This is a genomic window from Pseudomonas sp. SIMBA_068, assembly GCF_046534705.1.
GTDB lineage: Bacteria > Pseudomonadota > Gammaproteobacteria > Pseudomonadales > Pseudomonadaceae > Aquipseudomonas > Aquipseudomonas putida.
In genome coordinates this window covers 1-245 of the sequence record NZ_JAWRYI010001359.1, presented here as the reverse complement: position 1 = coordinate 245, position 245 = coordinate 1, and the positions used below count along the sequence as shown (strand labels likewise).

The following is a 245-nucleotide window of genomic DNA, read 5'->3' as shown; positions in this document are numbered from 1 at the left end:
GTATCCCTCTCGGGCGTAGGTGGCGAGGTCGATAATGGTGATATCTGCTTCCGGCCACGCAGTCCCCTCTCTGTTGAAGAGATCCCCGTCAGCGCCCTGACAAAACATGTCCATGGCGTCCGCCATTTCAAGCATACGAGTGCGCCTTTGCTCTGGCAGGTTGGTGTCACCACCAGACGCTCTTAGCGCGTTCCGTACATCTTCAGTCAATACCGTTCTGCGCTGCTCGGAGCAGGCTGTGGCCG

General features: G+C 58.4%; 1 pseudogene. It reads right to left on the bottom strand.

What is annotated here, in order from left to right:
* Window positions 1–245 (bottom strand): annotated as a pseudogene (locus SB756_RS34050) (conjugative transfer ATPase); the annotation flags it as partial.